2 protein-coding genes are annotated in these 601 nt (G+C 76.2%); both read right to left on the reverse strand.

Features of this window, described 5'->3' with window-relative positions:
* The coding region (locus GTW08_RS13245; protein ID WP_202417118.1) for a hypothetical protein at positions 1-192 on the reverse strand (192 nt) is incomplete at its 3' end.
* A gap of 203 nt (positions 193-395) precedes the next feature.
* A partial coding sequence (locus GTW08_RS13250; protein ID WP_161151987.1) for an alpha/beta hydrolase fold domain-containing protein occupies positions 396-601 on the reverse strand: 206 nt, incomplete at its 5' end.

The following is a 601-nucleotide window of genomic DNA, read 5'->3' on the forward strand; positions in this document are numbered from 1 at the left end:
GGAGTGCCCGCCGAACCGGGCCCCGGTCACTCCGACCAGGTTCTCCGGCTCGGACTCCGGCTCCTCCGCCACGACGGTGGGCTCCGGGTCCGGCTCCGGCGGCCTGCCGTGCGGGTACTCCGGGTCGGGGGCGTGCCGGGACGGGGGCGCCCCGAACCGGGCCCCAGTGCGTCCGATCTCCGACCGTGCCATCCACCCTCCGCGCCTCGCGGCCGCGGCGGCCCGCGGGCGCCGCTGTCGTCCGTTCCGTCCCGCGGTGCGGTCGTCGTCACGATGCGCGACCGGGGAGCCACAGGGTGGCGCGGGACGACTACCGCACCGTGTCGCCCGTGTCACATCCGTGTGACGCGACCTCGTCGGTGCAGGTCACGAGCACAGCGGTTCACCCGATCCGGCTAGCGACGCAGCAGCGTGGTGAACGTGGCCAGCGCCTGCCCGGCGATCCGCTCGGCCGCGGGCACGACGCCGAGGAACGCGACGTAGCCGTGGATGAGACCGGGTCCGTCGACCTCGGTGACCTCCACCCCGCCCGCGCGCAGCGCCGCGGCCCAGTCGCGGCCCTCGTCGCGCAGCGGGTCGAACTCGGCGGTGGCGACCACCG

Origin of the sequence: Pseudonocardia sp. SID8383 (genome assembly GCF_009864975.1) — a bacterium.
Lineage (GTDB): Bacteria > Actinomycetota > Actinomycetes > Mycobacteriales > Pseudonocardiaceae > Pseudonocardia > Pseudonocardia alni.